Origin of the sequence: Vibrio sinensis (assembly GCF_003605645.1) — a bacterium.
GTDB classification, from domain to species: Bacteria; Pseudomonadota; Gammaproteobacteria; order Enterobacterales; family Vibrionaceae; genus Vibrio; species Vibrio sinensis.
The window spans coordinates 188,806-211,427 of record NZ_QVMU01000004.1 but is presented as its reverse complement, the minus strand read 5'-3'; the positions used below and the strand labels follow the sequence as shown (position 1 = coordinate 211,427).

At 43.6% G+C, this 22,622-nt stretch carries 20 protein-coding genes; 7 read left to right on the top strand and 13 right to left on the bottom strand.

Annotation, left to right across the window (positions count from 1 at the left end):
* Positions 1–182: 182 nt before the first annotated feature.
* From hppD to maiA, 4 genes are read left to right on the top strand one after another with little or no spacing between them, the layout of a single operon-like run.
* Positions 183–1,256 (top strand): 4-hydroxyphenylpyruvate dioxygenase, encoded by a 1,074-nt coding sequence (gene hppD / locus DZ860_RS07365; RefSeq protein WP_120030284.1) that lies wholly within the window; start codon positions 183–185, stop codon positions 1,254–1,256.
* Entirely contained in the window at positions 1,249–2,391 is a 1,143-nt protein-coding gene (locus DZ860_RS07360; RefSeq protein ID WP_120030283.1) for a homogentisate 1,2-dioxygenase, read from the top strand. The genes hppD and DZ860_RS07360 overlap by 8 nt, the downstream gene beginning before the upstream one ends.
* 3 nt (positions 2,392–2,394) lie before the next feature.
* Positions 2,395–3,441, top strand: coding sequence for a fumarylacetoacetate hydrolase family protein (locus DZ860_RS07355; protein ID WP_120030282.1), 1,047 nt, complete (start codon positions 2,395–2,397; stop codon positions 3,439–3,441).
* Positions 3,431–4,081, top strand: coding sequence for a maleylacetoacetate isomerase (gene maiA / locus DZ860_RS07350; RefSeq protein ID WP_165862866.1), 651 nt, complete (start codon positions 3,431–3,433; stop codon positions 4,079–4,081). Before DZ860_RS07355 ends, maiA begins: the two co-directional genes overlap by 11 nt.
* A gap of 48 nt (positions 4,082–4,129) precedes the next feature.
* Here maiA and DZ860_RS07345 read toward each other — a convergent pair whose 3' ends face one another.
* From DZ860_RS07345 to DZ860_RS07325, 5 genes are all read right to left on the bottom strand, one after another.
* Positions 4,130–4,315 (bottom strand): hypothetical protein, encoded by a 186-nt coding sequence (locus tag DZ860_RS07345; protein ID WP_120030280.1) that lies wholly within the window; start codon positions 4,313–4,315, stop codon positions 4,130–4,132.
* 166 nt (positions 4,316–4,481) lie between these two features.
* The gene (locus tag DZ860_RS07340) at positions 4,482–5,720 is read right to left on the bottom strand and encodes a J domain-containing protein (RefSeq protein WP_165862865.1); all 1,239 of its coding nucleotides are present in this window, start codon (positions 5,718–5,720) and stop codon (positions 4,482–4,484) included.
* A gap of 302 nt (positions 5,721–6,022) precedes the next feature.
* The gene (locus DZ860_RS07335) at positions 6,023–6,691 is read right to left on the bottom strand and encodes a YiaD family glycine zipper/OmpA-like lipoprotein (protein ID WP_120030278.1); all 669 of its coding nucleotides are present in this window, start codon (positions 6,689–6,691) and stop codon (positions 6,023–6,025) included.
* Between the two features lie 175 nt (positions 6,692–6,866).
* Entirely contained in the window at positions 6,867–7,550 is a 684-nt protein-coding gene (locus DZ860_RS07330; protein ID WP_120030316.1) for a DUF2786 domain-containing protein, read from the bottom strand.
* A gap of 188 nt (positions 7,551–7,738) precedes the next feature.
* Positions 7,739–8,431: a DUF3334 family protein gene (locus DZ860_RS07325; RefSeq protein ID WP_120030277.1), complete on the bottom strand. Its 693-nt coding sequence runs from the start codon at positions 8,429–8,431 to the stop codon at positions 7,739–7,741.
* Between the two features lie 518 nt (positions 8,432–8,949).
* Between DZ860_RS07325 and ydiJ the strand changes: the two genes are divergently transcribed.
* Positions 8,950–12,000 (top strand): D-2-hydroxyglutarate dehydrogenase YdiJ, encoded by a 3,051-nt coding sequence (gene ydiJ, locus DZ860_RS07320; protein WP_120030276.1) that lies wholly within the window; start codon positions 8,950–8,952, stop codon positions 11,998–12,000.
* 135 nt (positions 12,001–12,135) lie between these two features.
* Complete coding sequence (locus DZ860_RS07315) at positions 12,136–12,597, top strand: methyltransferase family protein (protein WP_120030275.1); 462 nt, start codon at positions 12,136–12,138, stop codon at positions 12,595–12,597.
* 96 nt (positions 12,598–12,693) lie between these two features.
* Here DZ860_RS07315 and DZ860_RS07310 read toward each other — a convergent pair whose 3' ends face one another.
* From DZ860_RS07310 to hutC, 6 genes are all read right to left on the bottom strand, one after another.
* Positions 12,694–13,419, bottom strand: a complete 726-nt coding sequence (locus tag DZ860_RS07310) for a DUF3581 domain-containing protein (RefSeq protein WP_120030274.1) — start codon at positions 13,417–13,419, stop codon at positions 12,694–12,696.
* A 152-nt stretch (positions 13,420–13,571) separates the two neighbouring features.
* The gene (gene hutH, locus DZ860_RS07305) at positions 13,572–15,104 is read right to left on the bottom strand and encodes a histidine ammonia-lyase (RefSeq protein WP_120030273.1); all 1,533 of its coding nucleotides are present in this window, start codon (positions 15,102–15,104) and stop codon (positions 13,572–13,574) included.
* A gap of 10 nt (positions 15,105–15,114) precedes the next feature.
* Complete coding sequence (hutU, locus tag DZ860_RS07300) at positions 15,115–16,824, bottom strand: urocanate hydratase (RefSeq protein WP_120030272.1); 1,710 nt, start codon at positions 16,822–16,824, stop codon at positions 15,115–15,117.
* Between the two features lie 134 nt (positions 16,825–16,958).
* The gene (gene hutG / locus DZ860_RS07295) at positions 16,959–17,978 is read right to left on the bottom strand and encodes a formimidoylglutamase (protein WP_120030271.1); all 1,020 of its coding nucleotides are present in this window, start codon (positions 17,976–17,978) and stop codon (positions 16,959–16,961) included.
* Positions 17,971–19,188 (bottom strand): imidazolonepropionase, encoded by a 1,218-nt coding sequence (gene hutI, locus DZ860_RS07290; RefSeq protein WP_120030270.1) that lies wholly within the window; start codon positions 19,186–19,188, stop codon positions 17,971–17,973. Before hutI ends, hutG begins: the two co-directional genes overlap by 8 nt.
* Positions 19,189–19,293: 105 nt before the next feature.
* Positions 19,294–20,007 (bottom strand): histidine utilization transcriptional repressor HutC, encoded by a 714-nt coding sequence (gene hutC / locus DZ860_RS07285; RefSeq protein WP_120030269.1) that lies wholly within the window; start codon positions 20,005–20,007, stop codon positions 19,294–19,296.
* 183 nt (positions 20,008–20,190) lie between these two features.
* Between hutC and DZ860_RS07280 the strand changes: the two genes are divergently transcribed.
* Positions 20,191–20,934, top strand: coding sequence for a sporulation protein (locus tag DZ860_RS07280; RefSeq protein WP_120030268.1), 744 nt, complete (start codon positions 20,191–20,193; stop codon positions 20,932–20,934).
* Positions 20,935–20,984: 50 nt separating this feature from the next.
* Here DZ860_RS07280 and DZ860_RS07275 read toward each other — a convergent pair whose 3' ends face one another.
* Together DZ860_RS07275 and DZ860_RS07270 are read right to left on the bottom strand one after the other, a co-directional pair.
* Positions 20,985–21,929, bottom strand: coding sequence for a DUF3187 family protein (locus tag DZ860_RS07275; RefSeq protein ID WP_120030315.1), 945 nt, complete (start codon positions 21,927–21,929; stop codon positions 20,985–20,987).
* Between the two features lie 180 nt (positions 21,930–22,109).
* On the bottom strand, positions 22,110–22,577 hold the full coding sequence (locus DZ860_RS07270) for an ASCH domain-containing protein (RefSeq protein ID WP_120030267.1): 468 nt from the start codon (positions 22,575–22,577) through the stop codon (positions 22,110–22,112).
* Between the last annotated feature and the right edge of the window lie 45 nt (positions 22,578–22,622).

The window sequence follows — 22,622 nt, the reverse complement described above, 5'->3', positions numbered from 1 at the left end:
GATCTATTTGTTCAAGTTTATAAATTACAATGAGTTATGTACTGGTGGCTTTTCTAATGTGCACATTTTACAAAAATTTCAGTACTGCAAAGTTGTTTGAATTCAACGGAAAAGTTTCATTCCTAACCGATTTAGCCAACATTAAAGAATTAAAGGAAAATCAAAAGGCAAAGGAGTAGCAAATGAGCGCCATACATAATCCGTTGGGTACGGACGGTTTTGAATTTGTAGAGTATACCGCAGCAGATAGCGAGGGCATTGCCAGTTTAAAGGCACTATTTAGCTCATTAGGTTTTGCTGAAATTGCCAAACATCGATCTAAACAGGCTTGGCTATATCGCCAAGGGGACATCAGTTTCATCGTCAATGCCCAACCTCATAGCCAGGCTGAAGCATTTGCCAAGCTTCATGGTCCATCAGTGTGCGGGATGGCTTTTCGTGTGAATGATTCTGCAATAGCGATGGAACATGCTTTAAAACAAGGCTGCAAAAAATACGTCACACAAGTGGGTCCGATGGAACTGAGTATTCCAGCCATCTACGGTATCGGTGATAGTTTGATCTATTTTGTTGACCGTTATGGTAGCCATAATATTTATGAAGTTGATTTTGTTTTCTACCCAGATGTCGCACAACGATTGGAACAAAAGAATGTTGGCTTGTTAGAGATTGACCATTTAACCCATAACGTTAAACAAGGACATATGGATGTATGGTCGGGGTTTTATGAGCGACTTGGGAATTTTAAAGAGATCCGCTATTTTGATATCGAAGGTAAGTTGACTGGGCTTGTTAGCCGGGCAATGACAGCACCTTGTGGCAAAATTCGCATTCCAATCAATGAATCATCCGATGATAAATCACAAATAGAAGAGTTTATCCGTGAATACAATGGTGAGGGGATTCAGCACATCGCATTGAGCACCGATGATATCTACCACACTGTCCAAACTCTTAGAGATCGCGGCATGTCATTTATGCCAACACCAGATACTTATTATGAAAAAGTAGGAGACCGCGTAGTCGGTCATTCGGAAGATATTCAAGCATTAAAAGATCTGCGAATTTTGATTGATGGCGCACCAATGAAAGATGGAATCTTATTGCAGATTTTTACTCAAACCGTCATTGGCCCAGTCTTTTTTGAAATTATTCAGCGTAAAGGAAACGAAGGCTTCGGGGAGGGCAATTTCAAAGCGTTGTTTGAATCGATTGAAGAAGATCAAATACGTCGAGGAGTGCTAAGTGATGAATAAATGGATCAGCTTCCCACACCGAGAAGGGACTTGTTCTAAGCAGGCTCATGCAGATTTTCCTGATAATGCTATCTATGAACGGGAAGTCGGGCGTAGTGGTTTTTTTGGCCCAGCCGCGCACTTCCATCACCAACATGCACCGACGGGTTGGAGTGATTGGCAAGGCAATCTGCGCCCTCGAGCGTTCGATTTCAATCTACTTGAACAATCAGAGCAAGAGAACCCTTGGTTACTACCGGATTTACTTCATAACCAGCAATGCCGTATCCGCTTTTGGCGTGTGAATCAGACCATGAAGCACTTGGTACGTAATGCAGATGGCGATGAGTTACTATTTATTCATCAGGGTTCGGCTGAGCTCTATTGTGATTATGGCCACATGAGTATTTCAGAGGGGGATTATGTGATGATTCCTCGTTCAACCAATTGGCGCTTGGAAATGATCGAGCCTTTGGTGATTTTAATGATTGAGAATACCGATGCAGCCTATACCTTGCCAGAAAAAGGATTGGTTGGTAATCACGCTATTTTTGATCCAGCCGCATTGGATACTCCCTCCATTGATAGCGAGTTCAAAGCGCAATACTCAGAGCAAGAGACACAAGTCAGTATCAAACGCCACGGTGAGATCAGCACCGTGACTTATCCATTTAACCCTCTTGATGCCATTGGTTGGCATGGTGATTTGTCAGTGGTGAGGATTAACTGGCGAGACATTCGCCCTTTAATGTCACATCGTTATCATTTGCCACCCTCTGCACATACCACGTTTGTTGGTAATGGCTTTGTGGTGTGTACTTTTGTTCCTCGGCCGATAGAAAGCGATCCAGGCGCGTTAAAGGTGCCTTTTTATCATAATAATGATGATTATGATGAGGTGCTTTTCTATCATGCCGGTAATTTCTTTAGCCGCGATAATATAGACGCAGGCATGGTGACTTTTCATCCAGCTGGTTTTCCTCATGGTCCACATCCGAAAGCATTTCAAGCGGGTCGAGAAAGTCAAAAATCTTTTACTGATGAAGTCGCTGTGATGATAGATACACGGCATGCATTGTCATTTTCAGAACAGGCAAAATCAGTAGAAAACCAAGATTACGTAAATAGCTGGAAAACGCATACAGGGAAGGAATAACCCATGAAATTGGCGACGTTAAAAAATCAAACTCGAGATGGAATGCTTGTTGTGGTTAACCGAGCGCTCACTCATTGTGTAGCGGTACCGGATATCGCGATGACGATGCAATCGGCATTGGATAACTGGCAGCAGCTTAGCCCAGCGTTAAGCGAAGTTTATCAATGCTTGAATCAAGATGTTGATGGCTTGTCGAGTCACTTATCTGTGAAACCATTTAACCCGTTGGAGTGCGAATCACCATTACCTAGAGCTTATCAGTGGGCAGATGGTTCTGCTTATGTAAACCATGTTGAATTAGTGCGTAAAGCGCGCGGTGCTGAAATGCCCGAGAGTTTTTGGAGTGATCCATTGATGTATCAAGGAGGTTCAGACTCTTTTCTTGGCCCATGTGATGATATTCCGCTCGCTGATGAAGCATGGGGAATTGATTTTGAAGCAGAGGTTGCCATTATCACCGGTGATGTGGCAATGGGTACGAGTAAACATCAAGTGCAAGATTCAATTTATTTGCTGATGTTGGTAAATGATGTTTCGCTGAGAGGTTTGATTCCTGCAGAACTCGCTAAAGGATTTGGTTTTTTCCATTCGAAACCCTCTTCAGTCTTTTCTCCTGTTGCGGTCACGCCTGATGAGCTTAGTGCTGATTGGCAGGGTAGCAAGGTAAGTTTGCCGTTGCATTCTTATTACAATAAGGCCCCCTTTGGTTGCCCAAATGCTGGCATTGATATGACGTTCGATTTTGCCCAACTTATTGCTCATGCGGCGAAGACACGTCCATTAGTGGCGGGGACCATTATTGGTTCAGGGACGGTTTCAAATAAACAAGGTACCGAATATGGAACGGCGATTTCAGAGGGGGGAGTCGGTTATTCATGTATAGCCGAAGTTCGTATGATTGAAACCATTCGCGATGGCTCACCAAGTACCCCATTTATGAAGTTTGGCGATACAGTTCGAATTGAAATGCTTGATTCACAAGGTGTATCGATATTCGGAGCGATAGACCAAACAGTGGTTCAGTATCATGAGGCCAATCATGAGTCATAAACGCGTTCTGTATGGTTACTGGCGATCATCGGCTACGTATCGGGTTCGTATTGCCCTGAATTTAAAACATCTTGCTTATGAGCAACACCTCATTCATCTGTTAAACAATGGAGGGGAGCAACATCTCCCTCTTTTTAGTTCGATTAATCCTAATGAATTGGTACCGGTGCTTATAGATGGAGAGGTCACTTTGAACCAATCTTTGGCCATCATGGACTATTTGGATGAGGTTTATCCTCAGTTTCCTCTGATACCAAAAGATTTAAAAAGCCGTTATCTCGTCAAAGCATTGGCCCAAGATATTGCAGTGGATATTCATCCATTAAATAACTTACGCGTATTACAGTACCTTGCGGATGATGTCGGTATTGAGACGGAGCAGAAACAGCGTTGGATTCAACATTGGATCACACAGGGTTTTCATGCTTTAGAGAAAAACCTAGCATCAACGGCAGGCGCTTATTCGGTTGGCAACAGTATAACGTTAGTCGATCTATGCCTTGTGCCTCAAGTCTATAATGCGGAGCGTTTTAACGTGGATGTTTCAACGTTTCCGACTATTGATAGGGTGGTGCAAGCATTACGCAGTCATCCTGCTTTTATTGATGCCGCTCCTGAAAACCAACCTGATGCAAATTAACTGATGTTGATAGAGTGTGATCCATGGAGTGTCAAAAAAATCAATGGGTTAACGCATTGATTGAGCTTGGCGCTCTCTTTGTTGTATTTCTTCGATATTAAATTGGCGGACATCTAACGTCGCTAAGTCGTAGCATGATTTACAAGAGTGATGGCAAAGACCATCAATGTATTCGTGTTTCGTTAATAAACTCGGTTTTTTGCACCAGTCGCAAAGACCTTCAATAGTGAACATAATTTCTCCTCGCCTTTATCACTAGGCGTTATTTTGAACCTTTATTATGACACATTTAGTTATTAAGCGTTAAGTAATTGTTACCTAATTAAAAAAGAAAACGTTTGCAGTTCGTTGGTATATAAGCGTTTGAGTCGCTAGAAAAACCATTAGACATTAAATGTAACTATTTATTAACATGTGTGGATATGGTTTTTAACGCTTGATTCAAACGCTTCATTTCTTCTTGGGAACCTAAACGGTCAGGATGATAAACTTTGCTCAATTGCTTATAGCGAGTTTTGATCTCTTTTTGATCAGGAATCAATTTAGCATCAAAGCCAAACATGGCGCAGGCGTGTGTTAAATCACCAGAGTAATCGCGTTCCATGCCTCTCTTATTATGTGCATTTTCATTTTGCTGAGTTTTAAACGCTTGATAGAGCGCGTCGAGTTGCTGCTTTTGTTTTTGCAGTTTTTTATCTCTTATCTTTATCTGCTCTTCATAATGGTTTTGTAACTCACCTTGGCGGTCATTATTGGAAGAAATGCCAGCGCGTCGTGATAGTGGTTCTCTAGTTAAAGAGGCGCTAGATGAAAAGAGCTGAGATGAAGATTTTGTAAAGCGAGAGAGTTTTCGCCATAAAGCGAATGAAAATAGACTGAGCGCGGAGCAAGTCACACCTAATAGCATCAACGCATTATCTTTTGCTTCGATGGTCAGTGCACTGGCTGGCAGATTTAAGCCAGATAAATCGATAGAGAGTATCTCAGGCTTGGATAAAACTGTTTGCTTTTCATTGAGTAAAGCTTCACTAGGCAAGGCATCGTTTAGTACGTTACTGGTCTCGATCTCTTGGGAGTCTAACTTATTCATTGCCGCAATTCGTTTGGCGCGTTGAGCGTTGAATTGCGCCTCAAGCAGGCGGTCATAAGCATTGCTGGCATCTTGATTAGTTGGTGCAGAAATTTGGTACCACACTGAGGCGAGATCGTGAGCAGAAACTGGAACGTTGGATTTTTCAAACCATTGACCTAATTGAAATTGGGCATTTGAATCACCTTGTAGAGCCAATGTCGTTAACCAATAGATTCCCAGTTCGGTATTTTCTTGAGATTCTTTGCCATTCAGATATTGATTTGCCAATTCGAACGCCGCTGGTTTGGAACCATTACTTGCTGCTTGTTTGAGCCAATATAAACTTTCGTGTTCTGATGGGGGAGTGTCTTGACCAGAACGATAGGCCATAGCGAGTTGGTATTGTGCAATCTTATCGTTCTGTTGGGCTTTTTCTATCAGTGCCGTTATCGTATCTCTTGTTGGGGCTTCATTTATAGCTTCATTTGTAATAGTGACATTCGCTACAACCATGTTAGCAAATATGAAGTTAGTAAAGAGCGCAAGCAATAGCATTAGAATTCGCAAGAGAACACCTGTCCTTGGTGGTTTATGTTTGATTTGATTGAATGGGATTATGGTGTGGCATCGTATCATTTTTGCGAAATAAATCGTTAATATTCATCGGAAAAAATGAAACCAAGGGAACTACAGGATAGATTCGAGCGATCTAATGACATCGGTCATCGAACCTCAGGAGATGAGGTCATTTGGCGTCGATCTGCATTTCAAAGAGTCTAAGAAGTCACAGGCATTGCGAAGAAAAGTAAAGCCGGATCAACCAGCTTTACTTCTGTTACTTATATTAACGGTCAGTCGTCTACTAAGTATTATTTTAGCGGTAGGATTTGAATTTCTACACGACGGTTACAAGCACGACCTTGTTGGCTTTGGTTTGAACATAATGGGTAACGTTCACCGTTGCCACGTGCAATTGCACGACCAGCCGCAACGCCTTGTTGTACTAGGTAGTTACGAACAGATTCAGCACGACGTTCAGAAAGAATTTGATTGCTTGATTCGCCACCAGTGCTATCTGTGTAACCATCAATTACTAAGCTAGTGTCTGGGTATTCTACAAGAATACGAGCAACACCACGTAATGTGTTATGAATGCTTGGATCCAGTTGGTAAGAACTGCTGTTGAAACCAATGCCATTTTCTAGGCGTAGCAATAGTTGGTTTTTGCCAACGCGTTCAACTTGAACACCTGAATCTAGTAATTGTTTGCGTAAAGCCGCTTCTTGTTGGTCGAAGTAGTAGCCTACGCCACCACCAACAGCAGCACCGCCAGCAGCACCAATTAGAGCATTTTTACGACGCTCTTTTGCATCATCACCTGTCGCTAGGCCGATAGCAACACCCGCGATAGCACCCATAAGAGCACCTTGCGTTGTTGAGTTAGTTTCTGTTTCGCCTGTAGTGGCGTTTTGGCGTTGAGTCGCCTGACAGCCAGATAGCGCGATAGCGATTGCTAAAGCAAGCGTGATTTTTTTCACGAGAACGTCTCCATAAATGTCTATGATGTTTCGGGGCGTAATAAACTATATGACGTACTTTATGTCAATTTAGAGATAGAGTAATTGACCGAATATTAACGAATGCTGAATATATATCCGAGCATTCTGATATTGCTCGGATATAAGGATATGCAATAGAGGCGGGGTAATGATGTTAACGCAGTAGTTTAGGCGCTTGCGTTCCATTGATTGGACGGCTAACTGAGATTTTGCGACCTTTTTTAAGGCCAACTTCATAGTCTTCAGTTAGGTTTTTCATCGCTTCTCTAAGTTGTTGTTTAAAGGTTTCACGATCGATATTTTCGAATTCTTTATCAATGTAATTGTTGATTTTATTATTCGACTCATCATCAGGTGTGATGATAGGCAGCTTTTCGAGCGCTCCTTCAACCCAACCAGAGACGAATGAGTTTACGCGGCGCGTCACTTCCAACGTTGATGTGCCTGTCCCTGCAAAACTGTTGCGGAACTTACCGGTATGTTCGTTCATTTCACGATAGATAATATCGAAAGCAAACGCTGCAAAAATAGCGCGATCAGCCTCACCGATGAACTCAACACGTTTCAAGCCTTTGTGGTTGAGCAGTACTGCTTCTACACCAAATTTGGTGTTAATTCCACGAATAACGCGCAATAAACTTGAGCTAACACTGGCTGGCAATAGATGTGTTGATTGGGTTTTGCCCATTTTGATGAACTCAATGTCATCTTTGTCTAGGCCGTATTTGAGCATTAAGCTATGCGCCATTTTTATCGCATTGGCTGCTTCATTTACGTTTGCTGAGTTGCCTAGTTCGAGACATTTAGCAATTTTTTTGAGGGCTTTTTGTTTACTCATCGCTGACAACAAATCTCGTTAAATTGACAAAGTCGGACATTTTAACGCGTTCTGAGCAAAAACTGAATCCTTGTGAGGATAAAAGAGTGAAAAGGTAAAAAAACGCTGGTGGAATCCAGCGCTGAGGAAGTTCTATTTGGGGAGCTAAATCGAGTTAAACTCAAGTTATCTCGAACTCAAGCTAGATACTATAAACCGAGTTGGTCGAGTAAATCATCCGCTTCTGAAGCGGCATGTTCAGAGGCTGACTTATTACTGTTCTCGCTTTTATTGCGCATCTGTTGTTGCGTCTGTTCAAAAATAGAGTCGGGACAGTCGTCTTCAATTTCAAACTCTTCAAGTTGAATAAACTCAGTCTTATCCATCGCAAGCTCAAGATAAAAAATATGGTTATTTTCAGTAGAGAAAGTAACGCGACGAGCTTGAGGGCGATCTAGATTAGTATCAACCGACAATACAACTTGTTTGTTGAGCGCTAGCATCTTAGGTTGGTTCTGGGTGATATGAGTTTGTAGCTCTTTACGAATTTTATTGGTGAAGTCGCCAACAAGTTGGTTCATTAACTCACCCAGTACGTCACCCACTTCATCAGAAGTATGGCTCACGGCTAACTCGTCTTCAGGCATGCCCATGTTACGCATGTATTTGGTGTATAACTCTAGCGCTGCTTTGGCGGTAAAGTTGATCACCACAAGACCAGAAAATCCACCATCAAAAAGAACAAAACAGCCAAAATCGGGTTTTAAGCTGGTTTTGCTGATTTTCTGTACCATAGCAGAATAGGTAACAGGAGAGGCGGTAGCGGAAGTTAGAACGCCTGATACTGATTGGCAAAGTTTTAACAGGATGTCTTCTGTGGTGACGATTTTGTGCTTTCTCATTTATTTATAGCTCTATAAAGGCGGCCTAGAAGTGGAATGAAACACCACTAAGCTAATGTACTGATATCTTATTTCTAATATTGAACCGTGGGTCGAAGCTCGGTCGTATTGTTATCGTGGCACTTATTTTGTGGCATAGCACACTGGTGGAGCATTTAATCATTAAGCACGGGACTTAGCGCAAATAAATAGCGCAAAAAATGAGTAATAAGTGGGGCGTCTGTCCCTTTATCTACTTACTCTATTTGGTCTTTGCGTTGTCACCGAGTATATAAGGATTGGTGGTGCTATCGAATCAACGATACGGTGTATTGTGCACGATTTTCATCAGTTTAAGTAGAGTTTCATATCAGTTCATCAGTCATTTTATTATCGCTATGTCATTGAGGTGGGGCGATATCTTCTATCGTGTGATGGTAATTCTGTTTTAATCACTCTTTTAAATGTTGTAAAGTGACGAAACTACAAATAAAACAACCCAATGCTGATAGGATCAGCGCCGTAGGGGCAGGAAGCAAATGTTACCAAGACTTCATTCAAAACCGGATGTCGACTCAATTGTTTTGAGTTTTCTTGAAGAGTTAAAAGCGGCAGGTTTTAGCGGCGATATTGAAACCCAATATGCCAGTCGCCTTGCAGTTGCAACAGACAACAGCGTTTATCAACAACTCCCACAAGCCGTCGTACATCCCAAAACCACCCAAGATGTCATACTTCTCGGTAAGGTGAGTATTAAAGAACGTTACGAATCAGTGAAATTTTCACCACGTGGTGGTGGTACTGGAACGAACGGACAATCTTTAACAACCGGCGTTGTCGTTGACCTTTCACGCCACATGAATCAAGTACTAGAAATCAACGCTGAAGAGGGTTGGGTTCGAGTTCAAACTGGGGTGATTAAAGACCAACTTAATGACGCTGTACGCCCATATGGCTATTTTTTCTCACCAGATTTGTCGACGAGTAATCGTGCAACCGTTGGGGGAATGATCAATACCGATGCGTCAGGTCAAGGTTCACTTAAATATGGCAAAACCTCAGACCACGTGTTGTCGTTACAAGCGGTATTCGCCGACGGTTCAGTATTAGAGTCAGATATGTCTCTCGGCCAACCACAACAGGGTGAATATGCACATCAAGCGCTGAGCGTCACTGAGCAAGTTTGCCGTGAAAAACGCCCTCAAATTGTTGAGAAATTTCCTCCGTTGAATCGTTTCTTAACCGGTTACGATTTAAAAAACGCCCTCAATGAAGAGACCGATCAGTTTGATTTAACCCGGGTACTGTGTGGTGCAGAGGGCTCATTAGCTTTCATTACCGAAGCAAAGTTAAATCTTACGCCGATCCCTAAAGCGCGCACGTTAGTAAACGTAAAATACGATACTTTTGACGCCGCACTACGAAATGCTCCCTTTATGGTAGAAGCACAGGCTCTTTCGGTTGAAACGATCGATTCTAAAGTACTTAACTTGGCTAAACAGGATATTGTTTGGCACACCGTCAGTGACTTAATTAGTGACGTTCCGGGTAAAGAGATGCTCGGAATCAATATGGTTGAGTTTGCTGGAGCAGATGAACAAGTTGTTACTGAGCAAGTTGATTATTTGACTCACCGCTTAGATGCGATGATGGCGGGTAACGAGAGTGGTATTATTGGCTATCAAGTATGTAGCGACGTGCAAAGTATCGGTCGAATTTATACGATGCGTAAAAAAGCAGTAGGTCTGCTTGGCGCAGCGAAAGGGCGAGCAAAACCTGTCGCCTTTGCTGAAGATACTTGTGTACCACCAGAGCATTTAGCTGACTTTATTGCTGATTTTCGTCAGTTGCTAGACGAAAAATCGTTGAACTACGGCATGTTTGGGCATGTTGATGCGGGTGTGTTGCATGTTCGTCCTGCATTGGATCTTTGCGATCCACAGCAAGAGCTATTAATGCATCAAATCTCTGATGAAGTGGTTAAGCTCGTCGCTAAATATGGTGGTTTGATGTGGGGGGAGCATGGTAAAGGCTTCCGCTCAGAATATGGACCGGAGTTTTTTGGCGAAGAATTGTTTACTGAATTACGCCGAGTGAAAGCGGCGTTCGATCCGCACAATAAAATGAACCCTGGGAAAATATGCACGCCACTGGGTAGTTTAGAGCAACTGGTTAAAGTGACGGGTACTAAACGAGGGTATTACGATCGCCAAATAGATGTCCAAGTACGAGACAGCTTCAAACAAGCGATGGAGTGCAACGGCAACGGATTATGCTTTAACTACGACACATCCTCGCCAATGTGTCCGTCGATGAAAGTGACGGCGGATCGTCGTCATTCTCCAAAAGGTCGAGCTGGGCTAGTTCGTGAATGGCTACGCCAATTGACGGAGCAAGGTGTCGATATTCTTGATCTTGAAAAAGAAGTTCTTGAAAGTACTCCAACCGTGAAGACCATGATTGATCGTATTCGTCATCGTTTTAATAAACGTCATGAATATGATTTCTCTCATGAAGTCTATGAAGCGATGAATGGTTGTTTAGCCTGCAAAGCGTGTGCAAGTCAGTGTCCAATAAAGGTTGATGTGCCTAGTTTCCGCTCTCGATTTCTTAATATCTATTACAGCCGCTATCAACGCCCGGTTAAAGATTACCTCGTGGCGAATATTGAAACCATGTTGCCACTAATGGCGCATGCACCCGCGTTAGTCAATGGTGCGCTAAAGCAAAAATGGGTTCAGAAATTAACCGCATCGAGTATTGGTTATGTGGATGCGCCGTTGTTGTCTCAACCACTGTTAAAGTCTCGAATTAAACATCTGGATGCATTTAACATGCAAACACTCGCGGCAATGTCGAAGCAAGATAAGCAAAACCATGTGTTAATCGTTCAAGACCCATTTACCAGTTATTACGATGCAGATGTCGTGGAAGATTTTGTCACACTTGCTATCAAGCTAGGCAAAAGGCCGGTGTTATTGCCGTTTAAACCTAATGGTAAAGCTCAGCATATAAAAGGGTTCTTGAAACGTTTTTCTCAAACTGCGCAATCGACGGCGATATTTCTCCAGCAAGTAGCAGATTTGGAGATCCCAATGGTCGGCGTTGATCCTGCTTTGGTGCTTTGCTACCGCGATGAATATGATGAAGTGTTAGGTGATAAACGCGGAGAGTTCGACGTACTGACCGTGCATGAATGGTTACTACCACGCTTGAATGAATGTCTTGTTGAAAATAAAACGTCAACACAAGCGAGCTCTCAGCCATGGTATTTACTGGCTCACTGTACAGAAAAAACCAAGATGCCAAATGCAGAAAAAGAGTGGGGCGCTATTTTTAGCCACTTTGGTGCACAGTTAACAACCGTGCCTGTTGGCTGCTGTGGTATGGCGGGAACGTTTGGTCATGAGGTGGATAAATTGCAAATGTCGAAAGATATTTATGGGTTAAGCTGGAAGCCGAGTATTGAATCGCTACCAAAAGATCGTTGCTTAGTGACCGGGTATTCATGCCGTAGCCAAGTTAAGCGTTTTGATGATCTAAAAACAAAGCATCCATTGCAGGCGCTGGTTAAGATATTGACCTCATAAACCTTGAACTGAAATAGTGGACCTAGTCTTGCTATCTTGAAAACCATTCGGTTTAGAGAATAATCCGATCTAGCCCAGTCGCAAATACTGGGCTATTTTTATCAACGAGTATGACTCGCTTGCTGGAACGTTGAAATGGAACAATTGGAACGAAAAATACCACCGGTTGCGGTTTTCATTGTGATGGTGGTTATCATTAATTATTTAAGCCGTTGCATTCACTTAGCGGATTTACCACTTCCTTTACCGGGTGTTGTATTTGGCCTCTGTTTTTTATTGGCAGGAGGCATCGGGATCGCGGGTGTGTATGAGTTTCGTAAAGCCGATACGACGGTTAACCCGGTAACAGTAGATAAAGCAACCAGTGTCGTAGATAGTGGTATTTTTTCCTATACACGAAATCCGATGTATTTGGCGCTGTTTTTATTGTTATTTGGTTATGCTTATTGGCATCAAAATCTGCTTGGTTTAGTTATTTCTTTTGGTTTTATTGTTTATATGAATCGATTTCAAATACAGCCAGAAGAGCAGGCATTGGAAAGATTGTTTGGTGAAGAGTATTTAGATTACAAGCAGAGAGTGCGACGTTGGATTTAGGGATTTGTCCGATTATTTACCGACTGTAATTTATAAGCTTTGAATAGAACAAACCCGCTCAATTGAGCGGGTTTGTTTATATCAGGGATGAAGCGTTCAATCAGCTTGATTGTAAATGGCTAAAAACGCATCTTTTCGTTCGTGGAAACGATTAACCAAATCATCAACATCATCTTGGCTATAGGGTTTTAATCCACTTGCAACCATACGTTTGATGCCTTTGCCAACGATCTCGCCGTCTTGTTTAAATTCGAAATTCATCGTTACTGTGCCACGCTTTCCATCAACGTCAAAGGTCGCACCAGAGAATGCAACTTCAGGAGAGGTTAAATCTAGGCGTTGGAATTCTACTTCCATGCTCTCGTAGATCACTAATGGACGTTGGCAGTTGATCATCATCTGCTTTTCTTCCATCAGTGGCACCATGATATGCGGGAAGTTCATACCGGAAAATTGGACATAGTTAGTCACAACATACTCGATAAGCTCAGCATTATGGGTAACTTCACCCTCGCGACTCATGCGTAAGTATTCTTTGCCATTTGCGTCGACGACGCTGGCTTCTTTTTGACACTTGTTCTCTATTTGGAGTGCGACCCCTTGGCCAACCATGCCTGAAAACTCAAAACGCATTTTTTGGCTGATGCCTTCTTTTTGCAGTAGTACCGCAAATAAAAGGTCACCCGGTACACAGAAGCGTTTGTTATCTTCATCGTGGAGTGGGTTGAAATCACCGGCAACAACTTTAGCAAAATGGCTTGCTTGCTGACGGGTAAATTGGAATTGGTTATCCAGTGAAGAGAAGTAAGGTGTTAAGAACATAATTTCCGGTATCTAGTCAAAACTGCGATGAATTATATAGGAGGTTTTGGTTTTACTGGTCAATCCAGTGAAAAGCCTATTTTTGAGCGGTGGGATAAAACAAACAGGGACAGTGTGTGTCCCTGTTTAATATTAACGTTTATTTATTTTTATCAGGCACTTGGCAACAGTTGCTCTGGCATTAGCGTGTTGTGCACTGCCATTTTCAGCAGCGAGTTTGCTTGTTCAATATCTGGAGAGAAGTAGCGATCTTTATCGTAGAACGTCACTTTATTGCGCAGAATGGCTTTTGCCTCTTCGACTCTTGGTGATGAAATGTTTGGACGTCTGAAATCCAAACCTTGCGCGGCTGATAGGTATTCTACCGCCAATATTCCGCGGGTGTTTTCTGCCATATCACGTAATCGTCGACCCGCAAAAGTAGCCATTGAAACATGATCCTCTTGGTTAGCTGACGTTGGTAAGCTATCAACTGAAGCGGGATGTGCGAGGGTTTTATTTTCGCTTGCTAATGCAGCTGCAGTAACTTGTGCAATCATAAAACCGGAATTAACCCCGCCGTTATCAACTAAAAATGGTGGGAGTTTACTTAATGCACTATCGATGAGTAGCGCCATTCGACGTTCTGACAAACTGCCAATCTCTGCAATGGCAAGGGCAAGATTGTCGGCGGCCATCGCTACTGGCTCTGCATGGAAGTTCCCCCCTGAAATGATGTCACCATCATCGGCAAAAACAAGAGGGTTATCGGATACAGAATTGGACTCTATCAGCAAGACTTCAGCAGCATTGCGGATTTGTTGAAGGCACGCCCCCATAACTTGAGGCTGGCATCGCAATGAATAAGGGTCCTGTACCTTTTCACAAGCAGTATGTGATTCACCTATTTCACTGGTCGTGTCGAGGATGTGTCGATAAGCAGCAGCGGCATCCATTTGGCTACGATGGCCACGTACACGGTGGATTCGAGGATCAAATGGACGTCGGCTACCCAAAGCCGCTTCTACTGACATCGCGCCGCACACAATCGCTGAAGCGAACAGATCTTCTGCGGCAAACAATCCCTCTAAAGCGAAAGCTGTCGAGGCTTGTGTCCCATTAAGTAGAGCTAACCCTTCTTTCGGTGCAAAAGCGATAGGTTCAAGTCCTGCAATTTTGAGAGCCTCTAAACCTGAGATGATTTGGCCATTGTGTCTTGCTTGGCCCTCACCTAATAACACCGTACTCATGTGGGCGAGAGGGGCAAGATCCCCAGAGGCCCCGACAGAGCCTTTTTGCGGTACACAAGGATAAACCTGAGCATTTACTAAATCGATGAGTGCTTGAATCACTTTAAGTCGAATGCCTGAGTAACCGCGCGAAAGGCTATTGATTTTAAGTACCATCATCATGCGTACGGTTTCATCAGCCATGAGTTTGCCGATACCAGCAGCATGGGAAAGTACAATGCTGCGTTGTAAAGTATCGAGGTCTTCTGGCGCGATACGGGTATTGGCTAATAAGCCAAACCCTGTGTTAATGCCATACACAGTACGATCTTCAGCTATGACCTGTTCAACCACTTTTGCACTTTCATCGATAGCTTCGAATGCACTAGGATCGAGAGAGAGGTTAATCGGCGAACGGCTTACTTTACGCAGTGTACTTAAGTTAAGCTGCCCCGGTTTTAAGATTAAGTTCAACATGACTCGGCCCTTACTTTGGTACTGATTGAGAGTTAAGCGAAGTGGTGTCCATCATAGGTAAATCGAGACCTTGCTCTACGGCGCACTGCTTGGCGATGTCGTAACCGGCATCCGCATGACGCATCACACCGGTTGCTGGGTCGTTATGCAGCACTCGCGCAATACGCTGTGAGGCGTCATCACTACCATCACAACAAATCACCATACCGGAGTGTTGTGAGAATCCCATACCAACACCACCGCCATGATGAAGAGAAACCCAAGTTGCGCCGCCAGCAGTATTGAGGAGAGCATTCAGTAATGGCCAGTCTGAAACGGCATCCGAACCATCCATCATTCCCTCAGTCTCTCTATTTGGACTGGCAACGGAGCCTGAATCTAGATGGTCGCGACCAATGACGATAGGGGCTTTTAGTTCACCATTTTTTACCATTTCATTGAATGCTTGACCTAAACGCTCACGATCTTTTAATCCAACCCAGCAGATACGAGCAGGGAGCCCTTGGAATTGGATACGTTCACGTGCCATGTCGAGCCAATTGTGTAGATGCGGATTATCAGGAATCAGCTCTTTTACTTTTTGGTCTGTTTTATAAATATCTTCTGGATCGCCTGATAATGCCACCCAACGGAATGGGCCAATTCCCTCACAAAATAGTGGGCGAATGTATGCTGGTACAAAGCCTGGGAAATCAAAGGCATTCTCAACGCCTTCTTCAAGTGCCATTTGACGAATATTATTACCATAGTCTAGCGTCGCAGAGCCTTGGGCTTGCAGCGTAAGCATGGCTTGAACTTGCTTTGCCATAGAAGCTTTAGCGGCTTTAACCACGGCGGCTTCGTCTTCAAGACGCATTGTCGCGGCGTATTCCATGCTCCAACCTTGAGGTAGGTATCCGTTAAGAGGATCATGGGCTGAGGTTTGATCGGTAACGACGTCCGGAGTGATATTACGTTCAGCAATGTCCGCAAATACGTCAGCGGCATTACCAAGTAAGCCCACTGAAATCGGTGAGTCGGCTTGATCGATCATCGTCAGTGCTTCATCTAAGCTGGTGGCTTTTTTGTCGACATAGCCGGTTCTTAGGCGGTAGTCGATACGGCTTTCATCACACTCGACAGCGATCATTGAAAAGCCGGCCATGGTGGCGGCGAGTGGCTGTGCACCGCCCATACCGCCAAGACCACCTGTTAGTACCCAGCGTCCCTTAGCTTTGCCATCAAAGTGTTGTTTGGCAACCGAAACAAAGGTTTCGTAAGTGCCTTGAACAATTCCTTGAGAGCCGATGTATATCCAGCTTCCTGCTGTCATTTGTCCATACATCATCAAGCCTTGTTTATCGAGCTCGTTAAAGTGCTCCCAATTAGCCCAATGGGGCACCAAATTTGAATTAGCGATTAAGACACGTGGCGCATTTTTATGGGTAGGAAAAACCCCAACAGGTTTACCCGATTGAACGAGTAGCGTTTGATCGTCTTCAAGGCGTTCGAGAACTTCGACAATCTTGTCGTAACAGGCCCAGTTACGAGCTGCTCGGCCAATGCCGCCATATACCACAAGAGCATGGGGGTGCTCTGCAACATCGGGGTCGAGGTTATTCATCAACATGCGCAGGGGCGCTTCCGTTAACCAAGATTTCGCGCGTAATGTAGTGCCATGTGGGGCACGGATGGTACGAGTGGTATCGAGACGCTTATCTTCAACTTGGCGTTCCGTCATGGTAAGACTCCTTGTGTTTCACGTTCTCCTCACTTCCCAAATGGCGTATTTTCCCTTTGGGTAAATGTGAGGGGCTATTGTTCTTATTAGGTAAAATGACTGTTTTTGTTAATTAGGTTTATATTGGATAAAAATTACGGTTCTTTTTGGGCAAAAGCGTTGGCAATATCCCAGCACAGACGCGCTGCTAACCGAGCAGTCTGGCTATCGACATCGTATGTTGGGTTATATTCAGCGATATCCGCCAACAGCAGCTTTTGTTTGTAATGCAAAATTCTGTCGAGAAATAAGGCGAGAGTGTCCATATTGACACCTCGAGCCGCAGGTGCACTTACACCTGGCGCTGTAGCTGCAGGGAAGACATCCAAATCAATGGTAAGGTAGATGAAATCGCAATTATCAATAAAATGTTGTAGCTGCGTGAGATGATAAATGTGGTTGAGATGGCATAAATCTTTGTCTTCTACATACCAAACATTGAGTTCATCGGCTCGTTGAAACAGAGCTTGAGTATTGCTGGCACGGCTAACGCCTAAGCATGCATAATGAAACGGCCAGTTGCGCTCTTGGCAATATTGATGAATTTGGTTAAATGGCGTTCCGGAACTTGGCTTAATTCCTGCGACTTTATGTTCACCTAAAGAACCATCAAAGCGACGGAGATCGAAATGCGCATCGAAGTTTATAATGCCTATCTTAGGCACATGTTGAGGATCAATCGCTTCAAAATATCGAGCTAACCCTTGAAACGAAGCCCACGCCACTTCATGACCACCACCAAGCGTGATAACGGGAGTTGAGGGGAGTGCTTTAGCAATCACATCGGCGCAATGTTGTTGGCTTTCTTCGAGTTTATCGTCTTCGCAAACAACATTGCCGAGATCAATGAGGGTGCTTTTATTGTGCCAAGCCATATTAGCAAGAGCGCGACGAATCAGATCCGGCGCTTTATGCGCGCCAATACGTCCTTTATTGCGAGCGACTCCTGCATCACAACAAAAACCGAGAATGCTGACGGCGTTATGTTTTGTATTGATGTCGTTAATCGAAATTTGCTTTACTACGTGATGGACTCGCAATCCTAGATTGCCATCTTCAGCATCGTCTCTTCCTTGCCAATGAAAGTCCAAAATGGTGTTGGCGACATCAGACATAACCCAGTTCCCCTTTGATAAATCGCGCCGTTAGCCTTGGCATGCCTTGTTGGTAGCTCAATTCAGCAGGATGTTCTACGTCCCATATGGCAAGATCTGCATCAAAACCAACACGGATTTGCCCGCGACTGGCTCCATAACCTAGAGCTTGAGCTGCATGACAAGTGACACCGCGTAACGACTCTTCAGGAGTGAGTCCAAATAAAGTACACCCCATATTCATCATCATAGTTAAATCTGCAAACGGTGAGGTGCCGGGATTAAAATCACTGGCGATTGCCATCGGAACTTGATGATGGCGTAGTAATTCGATTGGAGGAGATTGGGTTTCTCTTAAAAAGTAAAAAGCACCGGGCAATAGCGTAGCAACCGTATTTGAGTTGGAAAGGGCGATAACTCCAGCTTCATCTAAGTATTCAATATGATCAGCAGATAAACCTTGGTATCGCGCGGTTAATGCACTGCCACCGAGGTTAGAAAGTTGTTCCGTGTGGCCTTTGACCGCTAAACCATGTTGTTTTGCGGCGAGAAACACTTGTTCGCTTTGTTGTAAGTTAAACCCGATCGATTCACAAAACACATCAACGCTGGTGGCGAGTTGTTGCTCGGCAACCGCAGGTATGACTTCTTGGCACACAAAATCAATGTAACTATCTGCTTGTCCAGCATATTCAGGAGGCAGTGCGTGCGCAGCTAAGAGAGTGGTAGAAACTCGAATATGACGATGGCTTTCTAATGCTTTGGCTGCTTTAAGCATTTTGATTTCATCATTGAGTGTTAAACCGTAACCCGATTTAATTTCAACGCTAGTAACCCCAGTTCGAATTAACCCATCGAGACGTGGCAGAGCTAATTGTGTTAATTCCTCTTGGCTTGCTTGGCGAGTCGCTTTTACGGTCGATAAAATACCGCCACCATTTTGAGCAATGGTTTGATAGGGAACGCCTTGCAGGCGCATCTCATATTCGTTGGCACGGTTACCAGCAAAAACAAGATGGGTATGGCAGTCAATAAAACCGGGAGTGACTAACTGGTTGTTGCAATCGAAGCTGGCGATGCCGCTAGGCAGGAGATTACTTGGATCTACATCATGGATCTTTCCATCACGAAACCGAATGGCGCAGGGGTCACTCACTTGATAACCGTTGGCGGTAGGGAGCATAGACACAATGCGAGCATTCAGTACAACAAAATCAATCTCTGATTGCATGACAAAACCAATGTTAATAAATGTATATACAAATATTGGTTCAAGATTAAATTTTGATCAAGAGCGATGTTGCAAAAATGTGATCGATAAATAGATGAAATACCTTTAATTCATTATTAACTTGGAACTTAATTTGTATTTATTGCCTGGATGGTAGAGTAATGCGCAGCTAACTAGCTTGTCATGGCTCCATGTTCTTCGGTTCAATAATAGGCAAGGGTCATTGGCTTTAAGTTTGAGCGCATCGCGAACTTTATCATCGGCAACTACGGCTTCTACAGTGTGTTCTATGGCGCTTAAGGGACAAGATTGTGAGAGATAGAGGTTCGGGGTGATTGTCGAAAAATCTTGATTGAGATAATCAGGGACATAGCTAGCATTGACCCAGCGTATTTCTAACTGAATTGGAGACTTGTCTTCAAAGTGGATGATTTCACTATAGAAAATGGTTGAGTTAATCATCACGCCTAACTTGGTTGCGGTATGCTCATCCGCTAGTATTGATGATTGTTTAATGACGCTATTACTGTATTGCTTGCCACGCTGAGTCACTTCTTCGGCAATGTTTCTGATATCAAGCAAGGGAGATTGGACTTTTTCTTCTGGCGCACAAACAAAAGTGCCAAGGCGGGGGCGGCGTTGAAGATGCCCTTCATTCACTAAATCTCGAATCGCTTTATTCACTGTCATTCGACTGACGTTGAACTGCTCCGTTAGCTCTAACTCTGTACTAATGCGTTGCCCAACTGGCCACTGACCTGACAGGATCTTTTGGTGAATAAATTGTTTTATTTGCAAGTAAAGCGGGGCTTGAGACATATCGAGTTCATTTTGATTAATTGACTATACAAATGATTAACGAATGGTCTTCAAAAAGCAAGTTACGTGATAAGAGTCGCGCTATCAGTCACGGTGCAACAGTTTCTAATAGTAAATAGCTTGAACTTATGGCCTAAGCACGGTAGATAGAAAGACTAACAAAATGAATGATAAGGAAAAGCCATGTTCGGCAAGCTCAAAGCATCCCTCGGTATCGGGGCCGCCAAGGTCGATACCATCCTAAATAGTATGTCTGTTTTCCAAGGTGAAACTCTAAGGGGCACGGTTCATATCCAAGGCGGTGATGTAGAACAACAGATTGATGCGATTAATTTGAAGCTCTGCACTGAAGTCAAAGTGGAAAGTGAAAATGGTGCAAGCTATCAGGATTTTGTTATTGGCACATTGAAAGCCGTTCAGCCATTTGTCATTCAACCGAATGAAACAAAGCAAGTACCGTTTGAATTAAAATTGGATGATGAAACGCCCATTACTGCATTAAACGCTTATAAAAATCAATGTCATGTGTGGCTTGAAACAACGTTGGATATTGATTTTGCTGTCGATCCATCTGATCGTGACCATGTTGAAGTGAAACCACTAGGTTGCGCGGCGAAAGTGATTACAGCAATAGAGCAAGCGGGTTTTGGCATGGTGAAAGCGGATGTTGAGAAAGGCTACTTACGTGGCAATACATTCTCATCAAGATCGGGTTTCTACCAAGAAATTGAGTTTCGTAATAATGGCTTTATTAACAAAAAAGAGATCGAGCTTTCATTTATCTTAAACGGTAACACGATGCATTGTTTAGCTGAGGTGGATCGCTCGTTTGGTGGACGCGGAGATCAATACATCTCGTTTGATTTGCCAGTGAACGCGAGTGACGACCAAGTTCGCTCCGCAGTGAGTCGCATTTTATCAATCTAGTGTTATTTCAAACGTCTAAATAGTTTTAGATCCTTTGTGGGGGGATTTTTCTAAAATCCCCCATCAAACCGGTACCGGTAGCCTAATGTGAATGCGATGTCGGTACTGTTATCGGCATAAAAAACATTTTCAATAATCGAAAATTCAATCGCCGACTGGTCCATACGGTATCGATAGGCGAGAGTAAATTCCGTGGATGGTTTTGAAAACTCGTCATCCCCATTCGAAGTCCCCTCATACACCATAAACTGCACGATTGCTTCATGCCTTTCTGCTATTGCATATTGGTAACTGGCGCCTGTAGACCAAGTGGTGGAACGATAAGGTAGTTGCTCAAACACTGATGGCGTTTTGCGGTGAGTGATACTAAGAATCGCATCCAATTGGTGTTTTTGGTGTCTATAGCCGTAGTTCAACTGCAATGCTTGCTCGAATTTTGTTGAGCTAAAAATCCCGTGTTCAGCATCATTAAAGTAAAGCGCCATACCGAGAGATAGGCCGTGATGGGTTTGTTCGACAAGTTGGTATTGCAGATAAGCGGTATAGCCATGACTCAGCGTTTCGCCGCGAAAATCTGAAAGTTCAATGCCATATTCTGGAATATAAATATTGAAATTGTGGTCATCAACCATGTCTCGACCATTTTGATCGATACCAAACCAATCGTGAAAGTGGGTTGTTAAGGTATCAAGATGATTGTTTCCGGCATAGTTCCAACGGTAGTGTAAATCGAGTTGCCATTGTTCATTGATTTGCCATTTCCCGCCCAAAGCAATTTGATTTTGGTAATAGTCCAGTTGATAGTCACTGGTTTCAGCCCAAATACTGGCAATAGTACCTGTTCCATACAGTTCAATGGTGTTCGCTGATAATCCAAATCCAGAACGAAGCTGTGGTGACAAACTATTGGTGTGAAAAGGGGATTGAGCATAGGTTTGAACAGGGCCGTAGCGCTCAATGGCTAATGTATTAGCACTATAAAGCCCCACAGACATGAACAGTGATATTGCAAACCAAGAGCTGGCTTTGAACCAAGTATGCCTTGCCCGTGATAGCAATGAACAAACGTTGATATCTCGAATCATACAACCACCTACCTTGAATACAATATAGGCGGTGGCAGTAGATTTCGCTATTTCATGTGGGACGGACTAGGTATTAGGACGGACTAAGTATTAAAGCGGGTAGACCTTTTCAAATCGTTCTAGGACCAATTCAGATTCTTCGGTGAATTCAATCGCTAATTCTTGCGCATACTCGGTGAAAAATTGGATGTGCGCATCGCGCCACCACTGATAACTGCCATCTCCTTCGCCCTCTTCTTGAGCAAAGGCTTCGCTCACCTGATTAAAAGGGCTGGTAGTGACTTCAATATGTTTAACTATACAGACCGGCTCTTCATTCCAATTGAGTACAACAGTGATTCTGCCCACTTGTGGAACTGGTTCATTATCAATCTCATACCCTGCTTTTAGGCTGCAAGAGGCACGTTTAATTCCGGCGTTGACCAAACGAGCACATTCATTGGCATTGTATTCATCGGCGCAGTAGTACTCAGCTATAAATTGGGGGATCGTTTGTCGCTCGGCTTCACTCAGTGTGTCGAGGTATTGAGATAAGAAATCTCGTTGTTGCGGTGTCATCATTATCTTCCTTAAAACTGATTCTTTAAAAAACCCATTCTTCAA